We start from the raw sequence: 24,002 nt of genomic DNA on the forward strand, positions 1-24,002 counted from the left end.
GCACCGCGGCCATCGCCGCGCTCTTCATTCCGTCCGCAGTCAGAAAGTTCTTCAGGCTTTTCATAATAGTCAGCGTCGCTTCGCGTTGGGTGGAACTTCCATCGCGTTGCTAGGGGGTCTACGCGCCGCCTTTTCCGGTTCTTTCACTTTTTTTGGGGGGAAGGGAACGATTACGAAGAAGATGGGGGACAGGTCCCGAACTCGGCAGGGTTCACAGAGATTAGCCGGCGATCGCAGCGCAGCGAAGATCCCCGGTCAACGATCCCCCCTTCCGCTGCACCCTGAAAGGCGTGCCACCCCTATGACTGCGGAGACACGTCTCCGCTTTTCTTGCACGCGACGGAGTGGCTAGGGGGGCGCGCTGAGGGGGATAGACTGGCGTTTTTCACCTTGGAGGCGTGGCCGGAACCCGCAGGGTTCGAAGAGAATAGCCGGGGGTGCAAGCACCCCCGGAACCGTAAAAAATGCGGAGCATCGCGCAGCGATGCCACCGGCTTTTCAGGCTTGTGTCACCGCTTCTCACGGAGCCTGATCCGTTCGTCGGTATATTGGCCGACGGTGGCACGCCTTTCAGGGTGCGGTAAAACAGGGGACCGGGAGACCGGGGGTGTCGTTGCACTCCAAGCCCCGGCTAATCTCTTTGAACCCTGCGGGTTCTGGACGAGACCCTACCACTGACCACCTACCACCTGGCACGGCACCTACCCCCACTCTACTGACTGGGCAGCTGAAGTTTCAGCCGCTCTCGAGCCTGCCCCCGGAGCACGGTCACCGGCATGGACTCTCCGACCTTTTTATTCTGGAGCACATAGGCCATCCATTGGCTTTCCGTCAGGCGGTCGGCCTTGCCCTCGAGCTCGACAATCACGTCGTCTTTCTGGAAACCCGCCTTCTTGCCGGCGGCGTGCTTCCCATACTGCCCTACAAAATCAACCCTCAAGGCGAGCCCCTCCGACGGAAGCCCGAGTTCCTTTCTATCTCCATCCGAAACCTCCTTCAAAAGCAGACCTCCGGTTGCCATCCCCCGCATGGACCAGGAGCCAACCCGCTGCGAGAGATCCGTCTTCGATCGCCAACTCTCCGGTAGCGAGAGTGTGACAACCTTCTGGGCGCCGTCCCGACGGATCCCAGCATCGAGTCGTCCTTGGGTGGGAGCGCGATGCAACACCCAGCTGACATCGGCGCTGGACACCAGGGCTTGTCCAGCCAAGGTCACCATTTCATCTCCCGGCAGGAGCCCAGCCATCGCTGCGACGGATCCCGGAATTACCGCTGCAATTCTCGCCGTCTGATCTTCCGCCAAAGTGAGGCCGATGGTCTCCGGCGCGGGCCAAGAGTAGATCCACTCTGTGGGAACCGGCTGGAGCTCCTTGCGGTAGACATTCCGCATAGCGTCCCCGATCTGATGGCAATGAACACAGCTGGGCACGACCTTGCCATTCCAGTCCAGTTCCAGCCGATATTTGCCGGTGAGGGTCGGAATATCGATCGGGGTCTTGAAACGCACCGGAACACCCTGTTTCCCCGTCAGTTGAGCTTTGTTGCCAGGGTAGCCTCGATGCAGATCAAGAACAGCTTCCAGAGTGCGCTTGTAACCCGAAGTGGTCTTGTCCTGGGCGTTCTTCTGGTGAGTCCAGGATCCGTAACGGCCGTAGACCGTTCCGTCACCATTGAAAAAGAGAGTCGAAAAGGAGAGGTCGTAATCGAATTGAAAGAGGGCGAGATCGAGGGCATTGGCGTTGATCAGGCGGACGCAAACAAACTGGTCCAGCAGAGGAGCCAGATCCGTCTCCTTCAGAAGGACGGCCGAATCAATCCCGGAACAAGCTATGCAGGGTACACAACGCAGCACCACCAGAACCGGCTTGCCCGTTCGCCGAGCTTCGGCAAACCCCGCCTCCACGTCGTTGTACTTCCACCGTGGATCCGCCTCCATCGCGGCGCGGTCGTTGCGTACCGCACCCTCTCGATCCTTCACCGCCTCGGCATTCAGTATCAGCGGGAGGAGACTGAGAAACACAAAAATGCTCAATTTAAAGGAGTTCACAACCCTTGGTGTGCCGAAACCGGAGGAGAAAGGCAAGACTGTTGGGCTCGCCTGAAGCTAAGAGGATCGAGCAAATCGAGGAGAGACTGGCTGCCCTATGGAGTGCGGCACCCCTGTCCCATCTTTACCTCCAAAAATGCGGACTAAACAAGTTGGAGAAGCTCCGTGCTTCGTCGGCTGAATTCCAGGATCCGCGGTTGAGAACCCGCAGGGTTCAAAGCGATAAGCCGGGGCGCGGAGCGCAGCGACACCCCCGGTCTGCCCGTTCCCAGTTTTGCAGCACCCTGAAAGGCGCGCCACCCGCCGTCGAGTGGACCGACCCACGATCAGGATCTTTGATCAGGGGGGATGCAAGCCTCCGAAAGCGGTGGCATCGCTGCGCGATGCTCCGTAACTTTTAACGTTTCCGGGGGTGCCGGCACCCCCGGCTATTCTCTTTGAACCCTGCGGGTCCAAGGCTTCGGCCTCAGGAACTCCTTGAGCCGAAGGCCCGCCTAATATCGAATCCCAAACAACCGAATCCCCTCGGCACGACCGGTATGCGGGTTCCTGGACAGGTGAGCTTCACCATTCCCCATCTCAGCCGGAGCCTTCGGGCTGATGAGGTCCTTGGGACGATCCATGCGCGACGCCCGAACGAACACCCCATCGTAGTCATAAGCCACCTTGCGCTTGGACTTGCGAGGCTTGGCCTCGGCATCCAATCGCAGGCCCGGTTTCCCCGGCACCGGGCGCAAGACCGGAGGCGTCGAGATAGAGGGCGCCGCCGCCACCGCTGAACCGGAGACCGCCGGGCTCGCACTCGAAGCAGCGCCAGCACCCGCCCCAGCAGACTGCTGGGCACTTGCCGTTGCCACCCACAAAAGAGACCCCAGACCCAGTGATAAAAGCGGCTTCATAGTGATACCAGAATTTCCCTGATCTGCGGGAAAAGTCAATCCCGCGGGGACCGGTCGAGGAGGGAAATTGAGAAGGGGAGCGAGGCGTGCCTCTGGCTCCACTCCACGGGGTAGGGCGAAACTCGGTTGAGCCCATGAATGCTCAACGTTGGGAAGGCCTAACGGAGCCACGGCGAGAAGCGCAGAAGGACAATCGACCTTGAATCAGCATCACTCCTTCCTACTCTCTCCCAATCACTTCACTTCCAACAGGGCCAGGTAAGCTTGAGCGGCCGATGGATCGTTCAACGGCAACGTCCCTCGTCGAATCCGGGGCACTGGCTCGCCTTCCAGCACCACTGGATCTGCTTCGGTCAGCCGACGGGCATAAGCCCAAAAGCTCTCGTCCCCCTCCGATCGCAGCTGCGACCGATTCACCAACCGGAATCGCCCGGTGCTCGCGTGATGAACCCGGGTCATCATTTCGAGCGTGAGGCGCCCCATGGTATAACGCGGGTTAATTTCCACCACGGGTTTCAGTCGGAGGTCTCCGGCGGAATTCCGATACAAGAACGCATCGATTCCCAAAGGTCCCCGATAGTCCGCCGCCCTCAACTCAGGCTGGAGTGCGATCCGCACTTCCTCAAAGATCGCCTGCAATCGTCGGGCCCCATCGCGCAGCGCTCGAAGCGCCATCACCACCTCGGCAGGCGGTCGCCGATCATGATGCGGCGTTGCCCAATTCGCCCGAAATTGACCTCCTGGATCATTCAGTAAACCTGTATAACCTACTAACCGCAGACCGCTGGCTTCGCTCTCCCACTGCACGGAAAAGTCGATCTCCCGTTCCAGCCAGGGTTCCACCACCAAGCGACCGCCCGACTCCAGCACGTTCCCCATCCAGCGGCGCTGACTTTCCAGGACGTCCGGCTCCCACAACCTCATCATCCCCTGCCCCGCCAGACCAAGGGCCTCTTTCACCACCACCCGGTGATGTCCGGCCGAACGAATCTCAGCGATCGCGGCCAAAGCATCGTTCAGGGTATCGACCGTTCGTCCGACTTCGAACTCCCCGCACACCCATCCCTCTCCTGACCACCGGCTCAGGTGCCGTCGCAGGAAATCGGCGCTCCAGGCTTTGGAGTATAAAGGAGCTATCCGCTCGGAGAATGAACCGGCCGCGGTGCGGGTTTCACCCGTCACTTGAGGAAAGAGCTGAGCCAGGGCCTCCACGCTGTCCGGCCCCCAAGCCCACGGACGCAGCCGCCCCAGCTTGCGCTCCAGAACCGGACTCCCCGGTCGCAACGAGCGTCCATCCCATTCGACGAATTCCGGGAGGGGGAAGCCGGCTAGCTTGATCTGACTGAGAAACGCAACCGACGGCCGTTGAGGCACCAAGACCACGTCATCCAGCCGCGCAAGAAACTGAGGCAGGTTGGCTAGGTCCGCCGCCAAACACTGCTGGGCTTTGACGGGGGTGAAGGACTTGCCGTGAGCGATGCGTCCTTCGGAAAATGGATTGAACCAAAAGACCGAGGGAGTGCGCCCCTTGGAACGGGAAAAGACATTCAGCTCATCGATGAACCGCAGATCGAACCCGGCCGCTTTTCGACCATCGACATTCAGCCGACCGCCTTTCGCACGATTGGGCGAAAGCGGAAACTTCAGCTGCCGACAGAATGCTTCCCAGTCGCTGTCGTTCGGATTCTTCCAGCGTCGGAACCATTTCAGTCCGTACGCAACATGCGCAATCTCATCACGGTAGATCCGGTCCAAAAGTCCGGCTGTTTCCGCATCGCCAACCGCCTGAAACCCCTGAGCGAAGTGGCGGCAAAAGTCCAAATTGGCCTGCTCGAACGTCAAACTGAGCCCGGCCACGTAATCCATCGGGCTCTCCATGCTGGATACCGAGCGCCAGAAGTAGCCGCTCACCGGCAGCTGGCCAAACTCAATGCCGCATGCCTTCATCCGCCGCAGATACATGCGGGTATGCTCCTGCTCATCCTTCAAAGTCTGAAACACGCCGCGACGAAAGGCAGCCGGCGCGTCCGGAAACCGGAGCAGGACCAAGGCCATCAGCTCAGTGGCCAACAGCTCGTGATTCGCAAAAAAATGAAGCAGCCGCCCACGCTCCTGCTCATGCTCCAGCCGATGCAGGCCAGGAAAATCTCCACCCCCTCCTCCCTGAGGTTTGAAGCCAAGCCCGGCAGGTCGACCAGGACTCACCGGCGCAACCATCGCGCTACCCGGATTTTCGTCCGTGACTGTCCCAGGGGTGTCCAGTTTCGCCTCCAAGGTGGTGGCGAACAGAACCTGCTCGGCAAACTCGCGCAGTTCCATGGCGGGTAGGCTCAGTCTTCCGGACGTTCCCCGTGAGGTGCCATCTTGACCAAGCGAGGGTCGAAGCGCCCGAGCACCTCGACCAAGTCCTGCTGGGCTGCCATCACGCTGTGAATGTCCTTGTAGACTCCCGGCACCTCGTCCAGTCCAGCCGAGATCAGGCGCACCCCGCGTTCCTTCAGGACTCGATTCACCTTCTCCCACTCAAAACTCTCAATCGCTTTGGTGCGGCTCATGATCCGTCCAGCCCCATGCGAAGCGGATCGCAGGCTCCGGGATTCCCCTTTTCCGCGCACCAGGAAGCCAGGTGTCGCCATCGATCCGGGGATGATCCCCAGAACTCCCTGCCCCGCCGGCGTGGCGCCCTTGCGATGCACGATGACTTCGCGGTCCACTCCTCCAATGTGGTGCCGTTCCTTCCAGGCGAAGTTATGGTGGTTCTCCACGTCCAGGAGGACACTCAGGCGCAAATGCTCTGCCAGATGACGATGGATCAACGAATGGTTCGCCGCCGCATACGCGCCCATCAACTCCATCGCAGCCCAGTATTCCTGTCCCGCCTCCGAATCCATCGAGAGCCAAGCCAGGTGCTTGTGCTCGCGAGGCAGCTCGGCGTGCTGCTCCATGGCGAGCTTGCTATAATGATCGCACACCGCGGCCCCCGTGCCACGACTCCCGCTATGGCTCAGCAAGGCCACATACTCCCCGGGCGGAAGCCCGCCCACCGCCTGCTCAACGGTGAAGACCCCGAACTCGACAAAATGATTGCCGCTGCCGCTGGTGCCCAACTGAGACCACGCCCGATCCTTGTTCTGCCGGGCGATCGGACTGACCGTCCAGTCGCGGTCCATGACCTCGTGCTGCCGTCGGTCTTTAAAGGTGGATCCCACGCCAAAACGGGTTTCGACCTCGATCGCCTTGGTCAGCTTCTCGCGGTGCTTGTCCAGATCGCGCACCGGGAGATCGAGGACTGTCATTTTCATTCGACACGCGATGTCCACCCCGACGGCGTAAGGAATCACCGCGTTCTCCGTGGCCAGCACACCACCGATCGGCAATCCGTAGCCCACATGAGCGTCCGGCATCAACGCTCCCGCCACCGAGATGGGCAGCTGACAGGCACGCGCAATCTGGTTGATCGCTTCAGGCTCAAGCCCCTCTCCCCACTGATGCCACTCCGCCTTGGATTCCTGGAGAACCCGATTCGAACGCAGGAGCGACTTGGCAAATTCACCACGCAGCGTATCCTTCACGAACTCCGCGGGATTACGAACGACCGCCTCAACCTCGCCCGCCAAAGCGGAGCGATCCAATCCCTTGAGAATGTACTTGGAGATAAACTCAATCCCCCGTCGCATCGATTCCCCAGGCGGCACCCCCAATCGGATGAGATCTTGGCTGTTCATGAATGAAACATCCCTTCGTTCATGGAGGTAGGATCACGCAACGACACAGGGAGATCAAGGATTCACGCTCACGAGTGAACTGCAATGGAGGATGTCATTACCTCTTCGAGCGAGTTTCTGAACTAGCCACCAAGAACCTGAAGGGTCCAAAGAGATTAGCCGGGGCGTGTGGCGCAGCCACACCCCCGGTCTATCGCCCCCAATTCAGCAGCACCCTGGAAGGCGTGCCACCACCCCCGCCATGGATTGACGAACCGACCAAGTTCCTTGAGCAGGGAATGACGCAGTGCCGCATTTCTGTGAACGGTCAGGGTGCCAACCGAGCGGGCAAGTCCTTCTCGGGAGTCCCGGAGGTTAGCCCACCGCGCGTCCCGATCGCTAGGGCCGGCCTCTCGACCACTTCCTGCGGGGCTGGCACAATCTCAGGAGCAGGGGCGGCGACGCGATCCCAACGAAACTGCGGCTTCAGGACCGAAAATTCCTGGCGTTGATCCGGGTGGGAGTGCGTATAGATGGAGTAATTGTAGGGAGGAGACGGCAGATAGTGGCCGGCGAACAGCCGACGCAGCCGATAGTGGGCCACAATCAAGGATCGCCCTGCCCTGGCCCAAGCCGGGGCTCGCTGCATCAGGTCGTCCTTCTCCGCTTGCAACTCTGGCCGAGTGTTCATGTTGCAGCCCGTGTCGGTGAACGCCGAGGTCAGCAGTGGTAAAACCGCCATCCGCACTTTTGCCTGGAGCAGTCGGAGCACCCACTCGGCATCACCTACGCTCTTCAAACGCGGATCGAACGCCAAACCACGGTCTGCGAAAACAGATTTTCTGAAGAAGGTAGCTGCCGTGAGTATCGAAAGATTGTTACTCACCAAGGTGTGCAAGGCTTGGGGAGTACTCGCACGTCTCTCACATAGGTAACGCCCCTGAGGATCCACCACCAGGGCATCGGCAAATACCATCTCAACCGAGGGATGTCGGGCAAAATAGTCGCCGACCTGCGCCAGCGCACCTGGGAGATACTGCTCGTCGCAGTTCAGATAGGCAAGGATCTCGCCCGAGGCACGGGCAAAACCCCGATTCACGGCGTCATACATGCCACGATCCTTCTCCACGACACCGACCAAATCTTGCCGTCCGCTCAGCCATTCGGGAGTGCCGTCGCGAGAACAGGAGTCCTGCACGATGTGCTCCAAGGAAACTCCTTGATCGCGGATGGACGCCGCGCAGAGCTTGAGCCAGTTGAGATTCTGGTAGCTCGGAGTGATGATTGAAAATGTTGGCATCGCTGCACTCTCTGGATTGCGATCGGGCCAGGCAGCCGGGACGCGTCGCTGTCCCTCCCGGCATCGGATGGCTCCGTTCCTGCATCCAACACTCTTATCGGCACCAGAAGAGCCTGCCTGAGCAGTAGTTCGTGACGCGTCTTGGAGTTGATCGGGAACCGATCCGACGACGTTTATAGTTCCATAGTCCGGTAGCCCTCCACGGCTTTTTATCACCCCACGGAGTCGGGAGTGCCCCAGCAACATGACACCCGCCCTTAGTCCTCCCGAAGGTTGGTCGTTGACAGCACTCAAGGGACATCGGTTGACTCAAGACAGCCATGTTTTCCTATTCCATCGCCGCTCCGAAATCGCGTCGGACCACCGTCACTTGGACCGCTCTCGCACTGGGCCTCGCCCTCGCAGGCCCTGATTTTTCGTCCCACGGACAACCCGCACTCAAGGCGGGACAACCGCCCGCTTCCGGGCGAGAACCCGGCACTCAACAGGAACGCGACTGGGTGGACAATCGGTGGAGTCGGACGGATGTGGGTCCTTTCCTCGCGTCCACGCTACCTCTCCCCGGCGGAAGTATTGCGAAGGGATTGTCCATCAAGGTGGGAGGTCAAAGCCAGGGAACGGTCGCTTACGACACCGCATCGTGTGCCCTGCGCGCGTTTTGGACTGGTGGTTTTCTCCAGTTTGACCCAGGTCGATTCGGACTGATCCAGGCACCGAAAGCGGCTGGAAAACCGGCCACGCTGGGTGCCAAGGGATCGGGGTGGGTGGCGCGGTCAGTTCGCTATGTCGGGTTACACCTCCATGGCACGCGAACCGTTCTGGAATATCTGGTGGACGATCTGAAGATCCAAGAATGTCCCGGACTCGAGGTCGTGGAGAACGTCCCCGTGTTTACCCGCACATTCGAGTTTCCGGCAACCCCTCGAGCACTCAAGCTACTGTTGGCCAGCGGAACGAAGGGCTCCGAGACAGGCCGGAAGCGATTCGACAATCAGGTTGCCTCACTCGAGCTGGAGACGGGTGCGCTCATGCTTGGGTTCGTCGGGTCGGGTGCTGAGTTCGAACGGACCGAGTCGGGGGACGTCTTTCTCCACTTCCCTCCCGCTTCCGAGGCCCGTCAGTTCACGGTCATCATTGTGTCGGGGATGAGTAACGAAGTGGCTGCCGCCTTGCCTCCCGTGCTTAAAGATGGACGCACGAACCTGGATCTTCAGAGTCTGATCAAGCCCGGTCCGGCCCGCTGGCTTCCCGAACTGATTACCGCCGGGCAACGCGGTGGGGAAACGGATGCCTTTGCGGTGGACACCTTGACGGTGCCCTACGAGAACCCCTGGAACGCGCTCTTCTTTAATGCCGGCGTTGACTTTACGCCCGATGGCACAGCCTACGTCTGCACGATCCATGGTGACGTCTGGCGCGTGCAAGGCATCGATGCAACGCTCAGCTCGCTGCGCTGGAAACGCTTCGCGACCGGACTCTTCCAACCTCTCGGGCTCAAGGTGAGAGACGGTCAGATTTACGTCCTCGGCCGCGACCAAATCACCCGCCTACACGACCTGAACGCCGACGGCGAGGCCGACTTCTACGAAAACTTTTCCAACCTGATCCAGACCTCGCCCGGTGGTCACGACTACGTCACGAGTCTCGAAAAGGACGATTCCGGAAACTTCTACTATGTGGATCCCAAAGGGGTGCACCGCATCAGCCCGGATGGGACGCGACAAGACACGCTGGCCACGGGATTCCGCAATCCGAATGGAATGGGCGTGAGTCCGGATGGATCCGTCATTAGCGCTGCCCCTCAGCAAGGGACTTGGACCCCTTCTTCCCAGCTCTGCGTGATCAAGCCGGGCGGTTATTATGGCTTCGGCGGACCCAAGATCACCTCGGATCGCCCCTTGGGTTACGATGCCCCCCTGTGTTGGATTCCTCACGGGGTGGACAACTCGAGCGGCAGCCAGGTCTGGGTTCCCAAGGGGAGCTGGGGATCGCTAGGCGGTCAGATGCTTCACCTACTTTGGGGCCGATGCGGCATGATGCTGGTCCTGCGTGATCAGGTCGGAGCGGCGACTCAGGGAGCCGTGGTGCCCCTTCCCGTGAAGTTCCTCTCGGGACCTAACCGCGGCTCCTTTCATCCCGTCGATGGACATCTGTACGTCGCCGGCAGCACCGGCTGGCAAACCAGCGCGGTCAAGGATGGTTCATTGCAACGCGTGCGCTTCCTCAACAAGCCGATCCGCCAGCCCGTGTCCTGGCACGCGCACCAAAACGGATTAGTGCTATCCTTCGCACTCCCGCTCGAACGTTCGGCGGCTGAAGACCCGGGAAGCTACGGTGTGAAGCAATGGAACTATCGGTACGCAGAGGCCTATGGATCGAAGGACTGGTCCGCCGCCGATCTCAGCAAAGAGGGACGCGACGACGTCACGGTCAGGGCAGCTCGATTGTTACCCGACGGGAGGAGCGTCTTTCTCGATCTCGGCGAACTCAAACCCGTGATGCAGATGGAGGTCAAATACAGCCTGAACAGCGAGCAAGGTGCCGCGCTGCGCAGCCAGCTCTGGTTGACCCTCAATCAACTCGATGCGAAGCGTTGACCGATGACCCAATCCGACCGGGGTGTGTTTATTTCCGGGTGAGGGAAGCCGAAATCCCCCTCCGGGGAGGGCGGGAAAGCGGACGGGGCCCCGCTGTTCCTTCACCCCGCCTCATCCCCACTAACGCCCCCATCCGCCAAGTACGTCCCTCAGCCACTCCGGCGCGCGCAGGAAAAGCGGAGACGTGTCTCCGCACTCCATAGAGCCTCCCCGCTACCCCACGCCATCGAAGAGTATGAGCGTCCTATGGACCGCGGTGGCACGACACCGCTGTTCCTTCACCCCGCCTCATCCCCACTAACGCACCCATCCACCAAGAACGTCCCTCCGCCACTCCGGCGCGCGCAGGAAAAGCGGAGACGTGTCTCCGCACTCCATAGAGCCTCCCCGCTACCCCACGCCATCGAAGAGTATGAGCGTCCTATGGACCGCGGTGGCACGACACCGCTGTTCCTTCACGCCGCCTCATCCCCACTAACGCACCCATCCACCAAGAACGTCCCTCAGCAACCCCTCGCAACCGCTGGACCCGGAACCAGAATGCCACCGATCGTTCGAACGTTATCGCCGACCCGATGTCGAACTGGGCGTAATGAAGTTTTCTTGGAAAGCCAGCGTCGATCGAGTGAAGGCAAGCACTCCGCTTAAGTCGATGAGCCGTCGAGGGTTCCTCGAAAGGCTGCAGCATGTCTCGCTGTTGGGCATCGGGACTGGAGCCTACACCTGGCTTTGGGAACCTCACTGGGTGGAAGTCGTCCAGCGCCCCTTGCCTATCGCATCCCTGCCGGATGACTTGATCGGGAAGCGCTTGGTTCAGCTCAGCGACCTGCATATCGGAGCCAAGGTGGACGATGGCTACTTGCGCGAAGCCTTCGACCGTGTTCGAGATCTAGCGCCCGAGATCGTGGTCTACACCGGCGACTTCACCACCTACGAGGAGGGGATTCTTGGGAGGGCCCAGGAAATGTTCCCCTTCCTGCCTCACGGTCGATCAGGAACCGCTGGCGTACTCGGCAATCATGACTACGGGCGATGGTATCGAAACAAGCAGGTGGCCAATGGCCTTGCACTGAGGGCGGAGGCAGCCGGAGTTCGCATCCTAAGAAATGAGAAACTTTCCATCAGGGGACTGCAGATCGTGGGGTTGGATGACCTGTGGTCCAAACGTTTCGACGCCCACAAAGGCCTGGGAACACTTCAGAGCGATCAGGCCGCGATCGTCCTCAGTCACAACCCGGACACGGTAGACCTGCCGGTCTGGGACGACTACTCGGGCTGGATCCTGTGCGGACATACCCACGGAGGCCAGTGTAAGGCTCCGTTCCTACCTCCGCCCATGCTGCCGGTGAAGAACCGCAACTACACCGCCGGAGAATTCAACCTGCCGGGCGGACGCAAGATGTACATCAACCGGGGCATCGGCCACCTGATGCGGGTCCGATTCAACGCCCGCCCCGAGATCACGTGCTTCACCCTAGAGCGAGCGTAAAGCCGGGCATGAACTAACCACGGATTTCTCGGATGACACGGATCGAAAACCTTCTTTAGCAGGAGATCGCAGCCGCTTCCAGATCAGTGAGGTGGTCTGTTCAAGTCTTTACCCATCCGTGGGATCCGCGAAATCCGTGGTTCATTCCCCTCTTTCGCTTTAGTTCCCCACCAGCACGAGTCGGAAGTAGCGAGCCGTCTCAGTTAACTCGATCGAGACCGTCAGGTTACCCTGAGGACCGGCTGCGACAATTTCGTTCCCGACGATCTGCCAGGGGGCAGCCCCCGAAAGTTCCGACTTGGACTCGATCCGATACGTCCTGCCCGCGGTCGCAGGCCAGGTCAGGTGCAATTGGGTCCCATCCAGGGCATAACCCAAACTGGTCCCGCCCACTACCAATAACCGCGCGGTATCACTGCGGACCGTGGCACCGGCATTGGCCACCTCAACGGCGTAAGATCCGGCATCGGCCGCCTGGATATTGGACAGGGAATAGGTGGCTAGGTTGGCGCCCAAGATCGGCGCTCCATCCCTCAGCCATTGATAGGACAGAGCCCCATCCCCCTGAGCTACCACCGAGAAGGATACGCTTCCGCCCGCATCCACCGTTTGCGATTGAGGGTGCGTCAGAATGGCCGGTCCCTTGACCACCGCCAGGGTGGAGGTCGTGCTGTTCAGCGGCACGGCAACCCCGGCGAGGTTGGTGATGGTCACGTAATAGCGGCCAGCGTCGTTGGTCCTGGCGCCCCTGATCGTAAACACGCAACTGGTGCTGTAGAGGGTGATGTTGGTGATCGAGGTGCTACTCCCCACCTTGCGCCACCGATAGGTCATGGGCAGAGAGCCGGAAACGTGGATCAGGAAAGTCGCATTGGAACCCACCGCGACCGTCTGCTGGGCAGGGTTCAAGGCCTGAGTGATCGCCGGCCGAACTTTGACCACCAGTCGAGCGGAGGCGCTGATCAGCGAGGCGACCGAGTCCTCAACCCGCACGGAATAGTCTCCCTCGTCGGCTAACTGAGCAGCCGGCACCACCAGAGAACTTCCCGTGGCACCCGGGATCTCGCTGCCCCCCATGAGCCACTGATAACGAAGGGGTGGGTTCGCGGAGACCGCGGTGACCGAGAAGGTGGCTGGTTTGCCCGGATCCACAATTTGTAGCTGCGGCGGCACCAGGATAGTGGGCGGGATCGGCACGGTCAGCCTCGCTACGGCGCTCCGAACGCAACCCGCACCATTGGAAACCAACGCCCGATAGTCTCCATTGTGCCAGGGACCGACGTCAGCCAACGTCAGCAGTGCCTGCGTCTCACCCGGCAAAGGGATTCCGTTACGAAGCCACTGATACTCCAGAACGGGACTGCCCGTCGCACTGACGCTCAGCTGAACTGTGCTACCCACTTGGGCCAACTGATCCGTGGGAGAGCTGACAATGGACGGAGCCGTCAGCAGGCTGGCATTCGATCGAGGATCGGTTTGGTCATAGAATTCCTCCTGGTTATTCCGTCCGTCTCCATCGGAATCCAGAAGCGCATCGGCCGGTACAGAGGGGCTCAAGCCGTGAGCAGTTTCCCAGGCGTCCGGCAGGCCATCGTGGTCGGCATCCAATTCACCAAAGCCAGAAACATTTCCTCGCCCCGGAGTCGGGGTCGCGATCATCCAACTCGAAGCCGCTGCACCTGAGTTCAAGGAGCGTCGCACAACGGAATCGCTCCCCGGCCACCGGCCAACGGTTCGGAACTCGTCGATGACTTCTCTAGCTGCCGGGAGGCTGTCCACCTGATCCACCACAATATCCCGTTCCAAACTGAGCGACTCGACTGCCGATCCTGCCAGTGATCCGGCATAGGGCCCAACCAAGGTAAGGCCCGAGGGAAGCCCATAGTGAGCGCGGAAACGAGACGCGACTGCTGGTTGAACGGACGGATCGAAAGGTACGAGCAGCAGGTAGCCACCCGCTGGAATTTCAAGTTCAACCGGGAACTCATAGCTCACCCCGCCTGCTAACCTCCATCTGAGGGCGGGGTTGGACGAGTTGGTAAAGGTAACGGGCTGAGCGGTCAGGTTGTGCAGCTCAATAAATTCCAAGGAGGAGTCCGACAAGCCGTCGGCTATCGGCGAGGGGCGGAACTCGTGAATGACCACTGGACCCACGCGAGCGCCCGAGTTGGCCGATCCCGGCGTCGGATCCCGCAACGCCACCAGCTCCGAACCCGCACATCCGGGGACGAATCCAAAGGCGGTGTTGGCAGAGCCGGCTCCGTACGAGACCTGCGCTTGCCGTCCCGTCAATCGCCCGGAGGCATCAGCCTCGCTCAGAACCACTCTTTCACCCCGGGCCGAGAGGCTAAACTGCCTCAGCAACCCCAAGGCACCCGCCACTCCAAAGTCCTCGTCTCGCACCACCAAATAGCCTCGGGCTGGAATGGATTTGGGAACCGCCAATCGGAGCTTCTGCGGCAGAGCCGGATCGTCGCTCAGAAACCAAGATGAGATGTCGGCAACGAGATTTCCTGGATTGTGAAGCTCGATGAAGTCCTGCTGCCCCGCGGGGGCGCTAGCCAGAATCTCATTGATTCGGACGTTCTCGATCGGCAGCCAGTTCATCGTTCCGGGGGAGGCCGAATCGGTGAAGTCCTTAATGTCAGAGGCACCCTCCGGCCACCGGCCCTGTGACACACCAGCCACCTGTGTTCCGAAGCTCAGCTCGTCAATCACGCTGACCAATAACCCCTCGGAGGAAACCTCATACAGGCGCAGATAGTCGCCATCGGAATCCAACTGAAACGCCAGGTGGTCCGCGCCTTGATGGCGTTGTCCATCTGCCACCAGCTTCAGATAGCCCGATCCCGCAATGAAGCTCAGGGGCTCAAACCGCCCGGCTGTCAGGGAAGCGGCCTGGGAGGGATCATCGAGGATTCCCACTTGGTCCAGTGCGACTGGCAAGGCCGAGCTATTGCGGAGTTCCACCCAATCATTACCCGAGGCCGGATTGGCCATCCATTCGTTGATGGACAAGCCAGCAACCGACCCGACGGTGGCCGCGCCCGAGTTGGCGGCGCCCCGCGTAGGCATGGCCATGAGCTTCCACGGCCCGCCAGGCCCGCCGACCACACCGATCGATTGGTCGGGTATTTGAGGACCGTAGCTCTGACGCAACAGACCGCCCGCGGGGCTGCGCAAGGTCAGAGCCGCCCCCTCACCAGGCAAGCTGAACCCTGCATCGATGAGACCGCTCGCCGATGTTGACGCGGGGATACCTCGATCGCACAGCACGACTAAGTAGCCATTCGCCGGGATGCTGATCCCGGAGGGGAAAACAAACGTGCCGTCGGCCCCATGATTCAGCTCCAGTCGATAGCCGTTGAGCGAAATGACGGTGGTTCCCGGATTGTGAAGTTCGACGAAATCCGCGAAGCCGCTCGCGGGGGTCAAACGTTCGAACGTAGACCGGGCCATGATCTCATTGAACCGAGGGCCTTGGTAAACCACAGGACCGGCGTTGGGGAGGCCCGGCGTGGAGTTGCCATCGAAGTTAAAGCGCGAAGGGGCACCATCCGGGTATCTTCCAAAGGAAACCCCTTCCGCCTCCTGACCATAGGCCTCGCTCTGAATCTGCTCCCCTCCGGGGGCAAACAGCCGCAGCTCCGGGCCCTCGGCGGGAAGTTTGAGTCCCAGATGCCGAGGGCCGGCCTTTCCATCGGCCACCAATTCTACAAACCCTTGGGGAGCCACGAACGCCGGAAAGCCATACGTTGCGGAAGCATTGGCCGTCCGAACCACGTAGCCTTCAAGCCGGGCTGGCAAGGAGGCATGGGCGTTGAAAAACTCGACCCAATCCTCCTGCCCCGGAGCCGGATTGGCCAGGATCTCGTTCATCTGCAACGCCGAGAGCGGAGCGAGGTCGATCGCGACATTCACAGCTCCGGGCGTGGGCTGAGTCAGGATCCACCCCGAACCATCGAGGCCGATGGATCGATCCGGAAGCTGATTGCCGAAACTAACGGTCGACACCCGATTCGATTGGGAGTCTTCAAGGAAGAGTGAGTCCCCTTCCCGATCCAAACCAAATTGCGCATGGAGCCCGGAGTTCACGGCCGAATCCATCCAAATCACGAGATAGCCTCCGGCAGCAATCTGCGTCCCCGCCGGGAAGACGAAGCGCTGTCCGGCGCCACGTCCCACCAAACTCCACCTGGCGAGGTCGACCGTTGCGGCACCGGTGTTGTGAAGTTCCACAAAGTCCGGAGCCGTCCCTTCATGAACGATTCCGCCCGCATTGTCAGCGAGCACCTCGTGGATCCGCACCTCCCGCTGCAGGGAAGGACCGGGTTGCCCCAGGGATCCGCCACTGACGGCACGCGCAGTCCAATTCGCTGGATCATTCCCATTGCGCAAGGGATCGATGATCTCCAATGAGGCGCCGGTTCCATCCGCCAGAACGGGCCACCCCGCTTCATCATCATAGTCAACCACGACCCCGAAACTGCCATCAGGAGAGGAAACACCCAGTCGCTCCCCCCCATTGGAAAGGCTCCCGTCAAACGTTCCGGCCATTCGCGCGCCCGGATAGCGAATTTTCCACGCGTTGGTATCGACGCCTGAAGCCACCACGAGATAGGCGCCGGGAGCGATGCGAGTGCCCGGCACGAACGTGAAGCTCACGCCCTCCATCGACCACCCCGTCAAGTCGAGATCCTGCGCTCCCACATTCTGGAACTCCACATACTCGTAGGCATCGCCGCCGGGAGGGTTATACATGATCTCCGTAAGACGGAGCGGCGACTCGAACGAACCCGATTCGAACTGAGCCTCATTGAGCGCGCTCCAATTGGTGCCATTCAAGGTCCGCGCCTTGACCAAGACACGACTGCTGATCAGCGGCGGGTTCAGCTCCTGATACTCGCGCGCCGAGGAGGACACTTCCCCGGACCGGAATACTCTCGGATCATTTCCATCCAGAGTGAAATACACCGTGCCCGCCCCCGGGTTGGTCATCGTAAGCGCATACCCAAACGGGACCCGACCGCCATGCTGCCGGAAGATGGGCGGAGTAGCGTTAGTGGGATAGAGTCCCCCACGGGCAAACGATCGGAAGACGTTCGAGGACCGCAGAGGGAAATAGCGAGTGGTGTTCCCAGAGGAGTTGGTCAGAAAGAGCAGCGACTGCAGTTCGCGCAGCCACTCGACGTTGCGGGTGTAGGGCTGGCCCGGACGCGCCACATCTCCCCATCGCGCCGACTCACAAACGATCGCCGGATCCACCTGGTCGATCACTTGCATGTAAAGCGCCGCCGGCCGGTTCCACTCCGGGTGCGCCGGATCCCATTCCCGATGCAGGGGATCCACGTAAAAGATTCCGTCGTTAAAGAAGTGCTTGTGCACCCGGTCCGCGAATCGGAGCCGAAACTCCGGACTGTTGCGGAGCGACGCCAAAATCCCACTACCGGCTCCCGTATTGCTGATAGCCAGGCGATCTTCCGTCACACTTTTCAGGACATGCTCCGCATCCCAGGAAATGAATCGCCATCCCGGCGCACCGGGCTTGCGACTGCGAACCGCATACCAATTGTGATGATCCCAGTCGTCGTTACCTACCCAAATGTTCACCATCATGTAGTCGATAAACCAATCGAGATCGAGATGGGAGATCGCGGCCACATAGTTGGTGATGTTCGCCATCGGTTTCCCGACCGCCGACAGCATCTGGGAGTAGGCCGCCCCGGAGCCTGAGATCACAGTTCCGCTGGTGTGCTTGATGATGTCGTAGTCCAACGGATCGCCACCAAAATGGCTGGCTGCCCATTTTTCCTCAGGACGCTCATGCAGATTCTTCATGCCCCAATAGAGGCCATTGATGTACACATGCACGAACCGCCCTCGGGGCGGTTGCGCGGTCGTGCGGATCATGAGTTCGTTGACGAACTGCTCGCGGGCATACTGTCCTCGATACCGCTGATCGTCCGCCGTCATGTGGTTCCACACCATGTTCAAGCCCGAATCAATGATGAGAGTGTCGAATTCATCAACGGGCGAACCCTCATACAAGGGAAACCTCAGCTTCTTATTGCCGTAATCACCACTGAAGATCAACCGCATGGAAAGATTCTTGTCCTTCCAGTCGGAACCCGAATCGTCGGGGCTGCTGCCCCCCTGGATCTCGAATCCCGCATCCAAGGCAAACCCAGGAGTCCCATCAGGAAAGATCATCTCCACGTGGACCGGCTGACGGTTCTTCGAATCCCGGCGGACGTAGACACCCTGGGCGGGTTCAAAGACCAGCTTTTCATCGGTGACCATGGAGAGGGTGGGAAGCTCCTTGAGGCCTTGGAGGATCAGGGGACGGTAGACCGGATTGGTGGTCACACGTGGGTCCATGGCATAGTCGCCCGAAGTGCTGTTCTTTCCGGGCGACACCCACGTGGCGGGAAAGCCCGCGGGAACAGCCGGTTGACTCAAGACCATCTCGGGAAAAATATAGGTGAGGGTGGTCACCGTCGAAGGGAGCAACCCCGGCGCAAACGCTTGAGCGCGGATGGTAACCACCCCCCGAGCCGGAGTGCCCTCCACCGGAATGGCCCCAGAATAGAGAAAGCTGTTTCGCGTGGGAACACTTCCATCAAGAGTGTAGTAGATGGTCACATGCGGCGTCTCCGTTCCCAACTGCAACACGAAGGGCCGCTCAAAGAATCCGCTCGCCACCGACGGACTGGGCGGTTGCACCACTCCACTATACGTTTTTCCGACCGAATTAGCTGCTCCCGGGGTGGCGGTCGCCAAATAGGCGAAGGTATCCGAGGCGATCCTCCCATAGGCCACATCCCCACGTTGAGAAGGATACTCCACGAGTAGGTCTGCGGGAATCGCCGGCAAGGATGGCCGATAGAGCCCGAGTTGACCTCCGCCGGCGGCTAAACGGAAATTGGCGTGCAAGCGCGCCCCCGCCGTCGTGGCCCGCCGATCCTTTCCTGAAGCGAACACGACCAAGTGCTGCCCCGGGCTTAAGTCGATAGCGGGAAAGACCCATTTAAAGGGATCAGCCAGATCGTCGGTCAACCCCCATCCCAACAGACTAACCGAGGCGTTCCCCTCATTGACGATCTCCAGCCAGTCTTCTGCCGCAGCATCTTCATCCAGCAGCCCATTCAGGTTGTCGGCCATGAACTCATTGAGTTTCACCTTCGCCTCGCTCGACTGCGGTGACACGGTGTAAGTCCAGCCGCTGCTGGCCAGGGGATTTTGGGCAGGGGAAAGATCCCTGATCCCATTTTCGGCTACCCAGGCCAAAGTCGCCGTTCCAGGTCCCAGCGGGCCAAATTGGAATCGATAGGGGCCCGCGCCCGATCCTGTGACTTCCCGGGCGGCGACGCCATTCACCAACAGATCAGCCGCATCAACCCCCTGCACTTCCTCGGTAAACCAGAGATCAAGAGAGGCCAACCCGGGCACAACGGCGCCTGGCAGCGGCAGGGAACGCAACACCCCCGGAGAGACGGCATCCGCCAGCACGTAGGACCACACGCTACCGGCAGCGGTCTCGTCGAGTCGATTCCCCGAAAGATCGGTCACCGTGTGGTTGATATCCCAACGAACACCGACCGCCCCCGCCAAGGGTTGCCCAAAGTAAAAAGTCCAAGTGTTGCTGGCGCCAGAAACACTTTGAGCCGGCGCATTGTTAATGAGAAAATCACCCGCTTGGAGTCCGGCTACCGGCTCGGTGAACACCACCTTGACCTGATCAAGCAGGGATACAGCGGAGCCTGCCGGCGGTTCGATGGAAAGAATCCGCGGCGGCTCGATGTCGGCGGCATCCAGGTGGAAGGAGGACAGCAGCAGGAGAAGACTGCGAAAGAAAAATCGTGCACTCATAACGGATAACGAGGGATGCCGATAGGTTTTTGGGTTCGCAGTCATCTTAGCCCGATCTTGGCTCCTGAAGCAATTTCATTCGCGACGGGCCAACCTTCCGATTCCAAGGGCTTCCGGTGTCTACCCCTCATCCCCATTGGATCGGCGCAACCGTGAGAGGACTATAGCCCCGCAAAGTGGTGATTCCTACCTCTTCGTGGACACGAGGTGACATTGGCAACCCTAGACAGGTAGGGAGAGACTAAGGGCTAAAGATGATAACCCTCTGCCGCTTTCCCGTTTCCCCGGAGGGGCCTCCCCCCTACGCCGGAAGGACAAAAGCGGCACCAAAGTGCACGCACTCCAAAACGCTTTGCGACGACCATGCCCTTCGTGCTACCACCGCCGTTTCGCCATCCGTTTTCTTTCTTGCCGAATCAGGAGAGGGTTCAGTAGCTTCTGTAGGTCGCTTGGGGCGAATGGGGTCGTAGCTCAGTTGGTAGAGCGTCTCGTTCGCAATGAGAAGGTCGCAGGTTCAATCCCTGTCGGCTCCACCACCCGCCTCAAAGCAGAACGAGTAGCAGGAGTTCGAGAGAAACTCAGAAGAGGCGTTCAATCCTCCTGCTACCCGAGACAGGTTCAACTTCAAGCACCCCCCTTACCATGGTAGACACCAGGTAGGACAAAAGGTTTCAAAGAAGTTGGTCGATTAACGGTCCCTGTGCGAGACAAGGTCAGGCTTCCCCAGTTTCTCACCAATCCGTAGGCACGTAATCCTTGAGGAATTTACCCCAGAGATGGGTGCCACTATTGAAACCGGCGATGATGGGATCCACGATACGGGCCGCACCATCGACGATGTCCAAGGGCGGATGGAACCGATGATCTTTCACCTTGCGGCTCGCAATTTGCACCGGATCCTCATCCGTCACCCAGCCGGTATCCACACTGTTCATATGGATCCCGTCGGCATGATAATCGGCAGCGGAGGTGCGAGTCATCATGTTCAAAGCCGCCTTCGCCATGTTGGTGTGCGGATGACGCGTGGTCTTGAACTTGCGATAAAACTGCCCCTCGACTGCCGAGACGTTCACGATGTGCTTGTCCCGTTCAGGACTCCGCATCATCAGTGGCTTCAACCGGGCATTCAGAACGAAGGGCGCCACCGCATTGACCAACTGAACTTCCAGCAGCTCCACCGAGGGCACCTCCGCCATGGTCAGCCTCCAGGAGTTCCGTTCGCGCAGATCCACTTGTTGCAGATCTTGATCCAACCGCCCTTCCGGAAACAGATCGCGCTGAGCCGCCAGTTCCTCCGGCAGCAGGGGCAGCTGCGAGAGCTCGGCTGAGTGGGTCAAACCCGTCACCTGCGTCAGCTTGGTTTGAAGCGCCGCGGAATTCCCATCGCCCTCGGGCAGCAGATGATACCCCCGTAGTCCCTCGTAAGCCCCCAACAACAAACGCGCCTTCTCAGGTAACGCCTCGAGGGAGGCGGTTTCCCGTTCCATCATGTGCTGGTAGAAATCGGGCGGGCGGCGCACCGTCTGGCAGGCATTGTTGACAATGAAGTCGAGCCGATCCCGGGTTTGGTGCAGATGCCGGCAGAAAGCCTCGACGCTCGGCGTGTGACGCAAGTCGAGGCCGAAGATCTCCAGCCGATGACCCCATTCCGCAAAATCTGGCTCCTGCGCATACCGCAGAGCGGAATCACGAGGGAAGCGAGTGGTAACGATCAGCGAAGCTCCCGCTCGAAGCAGCTTGATGCCGGTCTGGTAGCCAATCTTAACGCGACCGCCCGTCAACAACGCCACCCGTCCCCGCAGGTCCGCCAGTTCGGTCCGCTTTTTGAAGTTGAACTCGGCGCAGGTCGGACACAGCTGATCGTAAAAGTGGTGGATGACCGAGTAGTCCTTTTTGCAGATGTAACAATTCTGCGCCTGCAACACCTCCCGAAACTCCGGGTCGGACACCGTTTCGGGTTCGCCAAAATTCTCCGGCGGAAACGCATTGGGGGTAGTGAAGACCACCTCACGACGAAGCTTGCGAATGCCGGTCTCGGTCAACACCCGCTCATCTCGCTCCACCTTCTCCGCCTTATGGCGCCGCTGTTTGGCTTTGACCAAGCGACGTCGTTCCGCGATGTCAGGACTAAAGATATCTCCCGCCGCCTGAATGATACGGGATCGTTCCTCGGCCGTTAACTCCGCCAGAAGGGCACGATTCTTGGCGACGCGCTCCATCTCCTGCAACAAAGCCCGCGCCGAGAAGGCAGGCGGCTGGACAGCAGCAGGAGGAAGATCGTTCGGAACCGGATCCATAGAGTAGGGACTGGGATGATGCGGCCTCCGAGGGAACGCTTAGCCCTCCTCGTCAGGGCTTTGCTCCACGAACCGGGACAACTCATCTTCCACCGCAGCGATGAGGTCCGGGGTGCCGTAAAGGTACAACGTAGGAAACTCGACGTCATCCATCGCGTGCAGGCTCACCACCAATCGCGTTTCCTGCCCGACGTAGCGAATGGGAAAATCCAGGGTGGATTTGACACCCTTGCGCAACTTCTTCACCGCCTTGGTCACCTGATCCGCCTGCGTCTTGCCAAATCCACTCTCGATCAGGTTCGGCAAGCGCCGGACAAAACGCCCTAAATCCTCCTGATCAAAATCAAAGAGGAACTCTTCAAACATTTCATCCGGGTCGTGAGAGGGCTTAGGCATAAAAAGTCGTGTGAATCGACTCAAAGTAAGTTGGGGCAGCGAACCCGGGAGCGCAAGTAGGGAGTATGGAAGAAAAATGAGGACCTCCCCGTCGCACCCCGCCCCGCGTCATCGCGAACAGAGCCGGGAGGCAGGCCTGATTTTCCGACAAAAATCCGCCCCCCCGAAACCCGGAGCGGGCTCCTGAGGGGCGGATCAATGCAAAATGAAGCGGATCGCGGAGAGGACTTACTTGGCCGCCGACTTCTTGGAAGCGGCAGACGTGTCCTTCGCTTTTTCCTTCACCAAAGTGGCACCCTTGCCGACACGAGTTCGGAGGTAGGTCAATTTGGCGCGACGAACCTGGCCGTGGCGTTCGATTTCGATCTTGTCGATGCGGGGGGAGTTCACCGGGAACACGCGCTCCACGCCCTCACCGTAACTGATGCGGCGAACCGTGAACGTGCTGTTCAACCCGTGTCCACGACGAGCCATGACAACGCCCGCGAAAATCTGGATACGTTCCTTATCGCCTTCCACTACTTTGGTGTGAACCCGCACCGAATCGCCCACGTTGAACGGGGTGATATCCTTGCGGACCTGCTCGGCCTCAATCTTGTCTAATAACGCTTGGTTCATAAATTAATCTGGAGCCTTACGCTCCATTAGTCGTTTTGCTGCCTTCCAGCAGATCAGGGCGGTGCTTGGCTGTCCTCTGCCTAGCTTGCTCCGATCGCCACTTGGCAATCTCAGCGTGGTGTCCGGACAACAACACTTCCGGAACTTTCATCCCACGAAATTCCGCCGGCCGCGTGTAATGCGGGTACTCCAACAGCCCCTGCGCAAAGGACTCATCCTGCGCACTCGCCTCGTCGCCCAAGGCGCCAGGCAAAAGCCGCGTCACCGCATCCACCACCACCATCGCCGGCAATCCACCGTTCGTCAGCACGAAGTCGCCGATGCTCAGATCATCCTGAGCCAGGGCCTCGCGCACCCTCTCATCCACACCCTCGTAGCTCCCACAGATCAGCACCAAATGCTTTTCCGCCGAGAACTCGCGGGCAATAGCCTGCGTGAACGGCCTTCCCGCAGGCGAAAACAACACCACTCGAGCGCCCCCGCCAGGCTCCCTCAGGGCCTCAACCGCCTCAAACAGCGGCTCGGGCTTCAAGACCATCCCGGGGCCTCCCCCAAACGGACGATCATCCACCGTTTTGTGACGATCGTGCGTATAATCCCGAAGATTATGAATCCGCAGATCGAGCAAGCCCAACGTCCGAGCCCGCTGCACGATGCTCACGTCCAATGGCCCGACGAACATCGCCGGGAAGAGCGTTAACACATCGATTCGCATAGCTGGCGCCTAAGAGCGCAAGTAGTATCGCCCAACGTCGCCGATTTCAGAGGCCGAACGAAGCGACGCCC

General features: G+C 60.0%; 12 protein-coding genes and 1 tRNA gene. 3 read left to right on the top strand and 10 right to left on the bottom strand.

Going from position 1 to position 24,002, the window contains the following annotated elements; genetic code table 11:
• Positions 1-712: 712 nt before the first annotated feature.
• The 5 genes from JNN07_19560 to JNN07_19580 form a co-directional block, all read right to left on the bottom strand.
• Positions 713-2,047 (bottom strand): thioredoxin family protein, encoded by a 1,335-nt coding sequence (locus tag JNN07_19560; GenBank protein MBL9169942.1) that lies wholly within the window; start codon positions 2,045-2,047, stop codon positions 713-715.
• 494 nt (positions 2,048-2,541) lie between these two features.
• A complete protein-coding gene (locus JNN07_19565) occupies positions 2,542-2,946 on the bottom strand; it encodes a hypothetical protein (GenBank protein ID MBL9169943.1) in 405 nt (134 codons plus the stop codon).
• 234 nt (positions 2,947-3,180) lie between these two features.
• A complete protein-coding gene (locus JNN07_19570) occupies positions 3,181-5,265 on the bottom strand; it encodes a DUF455 family protein (protein ID MBL9169944.1) in 2,085 nt (694 codons plus the stop codon).
• Positions 5,266-5,276: 11 nt separating this feature from the next.
• Entirely contained in the window at positions 5,277-6,671 is a 1,395-nt protein-coding gene (locus JNN07_19575) for an RtcB family protein (protein MBL9169945.1), read from the bottom strand.
• Between the two features lie 307 nt (positions 6,672-6,978).
• Positions 6,979-7,950: a glycosyltransferase gene (locus tag JNN07_19580; GenBank protein MBL9169946.1), complete on the bottom strand. Its 972-nt coding sequence runs from the start codon at positions 7,948-7,950 to the stop codon at positions 6,979-6,981.
• A 320-nt stretch (positions 7,951-8,270) separates the two neighbouring features.
• Here JNN07_19580 and JNN07_19585 point away from each other — a divergent pair, with 320 nt between their 5' ends.
• Both JNN07_19585 and JNN07_19590 read left to right on the top strand, forming a co-directional pair.
• Entirely contained in the window at positions 8,271-10,547 is a 2,277-nt protein-coding gene (locus JNN07_19585) for a hypothetical protein (protein MBL9169947.1), read from the top strand.
• Between the two features lie 592 nt (positions 10,548-11,139).
• Complete coding sequence (locus JNN07_19590) at positions 11,140-12,036, top strand: metallophosphoesterase (GenBank protein ID MBL9169948.1); 897 nt, start codon at positions 11,140-11,142, stop codon at positions 12,034-12,036.
• A 159-nt stretch (positions 12,037-12,195) separates the two neighbouring features.
• On the opposite strand, the gene JNN07_19595 is transcribed toward JNN07_19590, so the two are convergent.
• Positions 12,196-19,905: a lamin tail domain-containing protein gene (locus tag JNN07_19595; GenBank protein ID MBL9169949.1), complete on the bottom strand. Its 7,710-nt coding sequence runs from the start codon at positions 19,903-19,905 to the stop codon at positions 12,196-12,198.
• Between the two features lie 460 nt (positions 19,906-20,365).
• On the opposite strand from JNN07_19595, the gene JNN07_19600 reads away from it, so the two are divergent.
• Positions 20,366-20,441, top strand: a tRNA-Ala gene (locus tag JNN07_19600).
• Positions 20,442-20,636: 195 nt separating this feature from the next.
• Here the strand turns inward: JNN07_19600 and JNN07_19605 are convergent.
• The 4 genes from JNN07_19605 to trmD all read right to left on the bottom strand — a co-directional run bounded on the left by JNN07_19605 (position 20,637) and on the right by trmD (position 23,931).
• Positions 20,637-22,202, bottom strand: a complete 1,566-nt coding sequence (locus JNN07_19605) for an SDR family oxidoreductase (protein ID MBL9169950.1) — start codon at positions 22,200-22,202, stop codon at positions 20,637-20,639.
• 39 nt (positions 22,203-22,241) lie between these two features.
• A complete protein-coding gene (locus JNN07_19610) occupies positions 22,242-22,598 on the bottom strand; it encodes a hypothetical protein (GenBank protein MBL9169951.1) in 357 nt (118 codons plus the stop codon).
• Positions 22,599-22,826: 228 nt separating this feature from the next.
• Entirely contained in the window at positions 22,827-23,216 is a 390-nt protein-coding gene (gene rplS, locus JNN07_19615; GenBank protein MBL9169952.1) for a 50S ribosomal protein L19, read from the bottom strand.
• Positions 23,217-23,232: 16 nt separating this feature from the next.
• Entirely contained in the window at positions 23,233-23,931 is a 699-nt protein-coding gene (gene trmD, locus JNN07_19620) for a tRNA (guanosine(37)-N1)-methyltransferase TrmD (GenBank protein MBL9169953.1), read from the bottom strand.
• Positions 23,932-24,002 lie beyond the last annotated feature (71 nt).

The sequence above is a fragment of the Verrucomicrobiales bacterium genome, assembly GCA_016793885.1.
Lineage (GTDB): Bacteria > Verrucomicrobiota > Verrucomicrobiia > Limisphaerales > UBA11320 > UBA11320.

What these genes read in the sequence shown, in the direction of transcription:
- JNN07_19590 (MBL9169948.1), top strand. Translation starts at nt 11,140, where the DNA reads ATGAAGTTTTCTTGGAAAGCCAGCGTCGATCGAGTGAAGGCAAGCACT.
- JNN07_19605 (MBL9169950.1), bottom strand. Translation starts at nt 22,202, where the DNA reads ATGGATCCGGTTCCGAACGATCTTCCTCCTGCTGCTGTCCAGCCGCCT.
- JNN07_19585 (MBL9169947.1), top strand. Translation starts at nt 8,271, where the DNA reads ATGTTTTCCTATTCCATCGCCGCTCCGAAATCGCGTCGGACCACCGTC.
- trmD (MBL9169953.1), bottom strand. Translation starts at nt 23,931, where the DNA reads ATGCGAATCGATGTGTTAACGCTCTTCCCGGCGATGTTCGTCGGGCCA.
- JNN07_19565 (MBL9169943.1), bottom strand. Translation starts at nt 2,946, where the DNA reads ATGAAGCCGCTTTTATCACTGGGTCTGGGGTCTCTTTTGTGGGTGGCA.
- rplS (MBL9169952.1), bottom strand. Translation starts at nt 23,216, where the DNA reads ATGAACCAAGCGTTATTAGACAAGATTGAGGCCGAGCAGGTCCGCAAG.
- JNN07_19575 (MBL9169945.1), bottom strand. Translation starts at nt 6,671, where the DNA reads ATGAACAGCCAAGATCTCATCCGATTGGGGGTGCCGCCTGGGGAATCG.
- JNN07_19580 (MBL9169946.1), bottom strand. Translation starts at nt 7,950, where the DNA reads ATGCCAACATTTTCAATCATCACTCCGAGCTACCAGAATCTCAACTGG.
- JNN07_19595 (MBL9169949.1), bottom strand. Translation starts at nt 19,905, where the DNA reads ATGAGTGCACGATTTTTCTTTCGCAGTCTTCTCCTGCTGCTGTCCTCC.
- JNN07_19570 (MBL9169944.1), bottom strand. Translation starts at nt 5,265, where the DNA reads ATGGAACTGCGCGAGTTTGCCGAGCAGGTTCTGTTCGCCACCACCTTG.
- JNN07_19610 (MBL9169951.1), bottom strand. Translation starts at nt 22,598, where the DNA reads ATGCCTAAGCCCTCTCACGACCCGGATGAAATGTTTGAAGAGTTCCTC.